Genomic DNA, 2,384 nt, shown 5'->3' on the forward strand with positions numbered 1-2,384 from the left:
GCAGCAGGATTACAAAGCCAGCTTCGACACCTACGTCGACCTCTGCGGCCTGGGCGGCTCCGCGCCGTTCGGCAAGCTGGTGGAGAGGCCGCACGGCTGAAATCGCCGTTCGAGCCGGGGGCGTTGCAGGCGGTGGTGAAGGCGGCTGGGACTGCACTTATAGTTTAGGGCGGAATATGGGGTAAGTGTAGCTGTGTGGCGCAATCCGCAAGAAACCCGGCAGCGCCGTGCCGAGGCGGTCACGTTGAAAGTGAACCGCTCTGGATTTGCGGAGGCCATTTGGTTTGGGTCAGGCTACCATAGCGAGCTCGTTCAATTGTCCGGGTTAGTTTATTCTCCCACGGAACCTGCCAAACCTACCGGCTGCAATGCACCAGTTTCGCGATGGCCAAAATCGTTCGTTTTTGGCCTTCTAACATCATCGCGATCAAGTGACTTGACTATAGGTCGAGCAGTTGGAGTGGGAATACCGGACTCTTTCGGATCTGGAATGTATTTTTGCCACATTCACGCAGTCAACACCCGACCTCGAGTTTCCGGCAGCGCAAACGCCGCGAGGAAGAACAGTGCGTAGGCGGCGACGGCGAAGATCGCGATCGCATTGCCGTACCCGATCGACTGGGTCAGATAGCCGATCAGGGCGGGAAACAGGGCGCCGAGACCGCGACCGAAATTGTACGTGAAGCCCTGGCCCGAGCCCCGTAGTCGCGTGGGGAACAACTCGGTGAGAAACGGTCCCATCGCCGAGAAATAGCCGCTCGCGAAATATCCGAGCGGAAAGCCGAGCACAAGCATGGCATTGTTCGGAATGGTAAGCTGCGTATAGGCCAGGATCGTGATGATCGCGCCAGCCGAGAAAATCAGGAACACCATGCGCCGGCCCAGACGATCCGATAGCCATGCTCCCGTCAGATAGCCCACGAAGCTGCCCGCGATCAGAATGGCGAGGTATCCGGTGCTACCGACGACACTGAGATGACGGTCGACTTTCAGGAAGGTCGGCAGCCAGAAAGTGATCGCGTAATATCCGCCTTGCGCGCCGGTCGAGAGCAGGCCGCCGAGCAGGGTGATCACGATAGTTTCACGCCCGAAAATCGCAAGAATGCCGGGCGACCCGGTCCGGCGCGCGGCGACGGAGATTTCTGGTTCCACAACGTTGCGACGCAGATACAGCACCAGCAGCGCCGGTAGCGCGCCCACAGCGAACATCGCGCGCCACGCGATGGCGGGCGGCAGGATTGAGAAGATGATCGCTTGTGCCAGAACCGCCAGTCCCCAGCCGATCGCCCAAGCCGACTGCACCGATCCCACCGCGCGACCGCGGAATTGCGGGCGAATCGTCTCACCCATCAGGATGGCCCCCGCCGCCCATTCACCGCCGAAACCAAAGCCAAGCAAAGCTCGGCAGACGATCAACTGGTCGAAATTCTGAACGAAGGCCGACAGCAGGCTGAAGACGGAAAACCACAGGATGGTGATCTGTAGAACCCGCACACGGCCGATCCGATCAGACACATAGCCGGCGAGCCATCCGCCAATCGCGGAGGCCAGCAGCGTCAGGGTTGCGGCGAAGCCGGCGGGACCCGGTCCAACCGCCCACTGGTGCATGATCGTGCCGATGACCAACGGGTAGAGCATGAAATCCATGCCATCGAGGCCCCAGCCGCCGGCGCAGGCCCGGAACGTTCGCCACTCGTTCGGATTCATCGCTCGGAAGAAGGCTGCCAGGCTGCCACTCTCGGCGATTGGAGGAGCGGGCTCGATCGTCATTCTGTTATCGGCCATGGTCGTCCTTCCGGATCGGGTTTGTGGGGGCGGATCATAGCGTAGTCGCGGCGCGGGCCGCCTGGTTGTAGGTTCCTGAAAGTCCGCGCAGCAGTGCTGCAATCTGGCTGAGCATTGCATCGCCGGGCCCGGTGGCCTCGACGGCTGATACCAGCAGATCCTCGCGGATTTCTCGATAGCGCGCACATAGATCTACGCCGGTTGGGCTGGCGCTGATCAGCCTTTCCTTGCCGGCGCGCGTCACGGTCACGAGGCCGGCGCTCGTCAGTTTGCGTATGACGTAGGTGACCAGATGGGTTTCCTCGATATCGAGGACGAGCATGATGTCCGCGAAGCGCTTGGGCCGGTCGCGATGACGGACCGTGTGCAGCACCAGAACTTCGAGAGGCGACAGCCCTGCCATTCCCGCTGCCGCCATGCAGCGGACCATCCAGCGCTGGTAGGCCATCGCGGCGAGGTTGAGACCGAATTCCACTTCCGACAATGCGGGGGATCGACCGGCGGCGAGGTGGGCGGAGGACACGACCGGAGCTCGATCCCGGCGGCCGCCCTCGGGGTTGGTTTTACCGACCGGCGTGGCATTCTTGCTGCGGTCGATT

2 protein-coding genes are annotated in these 2,384 nt (G+C 61.8%); both read right to left on the reverse strand.

Going from position 1 to position 2,384, the window contains the following annotated elements:
* Positions 1 to 507 precede the first annotated feature (507 nt).
* The gene (locus ACP5E6_RS17860; protein WP_427956552.1) at positions 508 to 1,785 is read right to left on the reverse strand and encodes an MFS transporter; all 1,278 of its coding nucleotides are present in this window, start codon (positions 1,783 to 1,785) and stop codon (positions 508 to 510) included.
* A 34-nt stretch (positions 1,786 to 1,819) separates the two neighbouring features.
* A partial coding sequence (locus ACP5E6_RS17865) for a winged helix DNA-binding protein (protein ID WP_427956553.1) occupies positions 1,820 to 2,384 on the reverse strand: 565 nt, incomplete at its 5' end.

This window comes from Acidiphilium sp. (assembly GCF_049977125.1).
In the GTDB taxonomy this organism is placed as follows: domain Bacteria; phylum Pseudomonadota; class Alphaproteobacteria; order Acetobacterales; family Acetobacteraceae; genus Acidiphilium.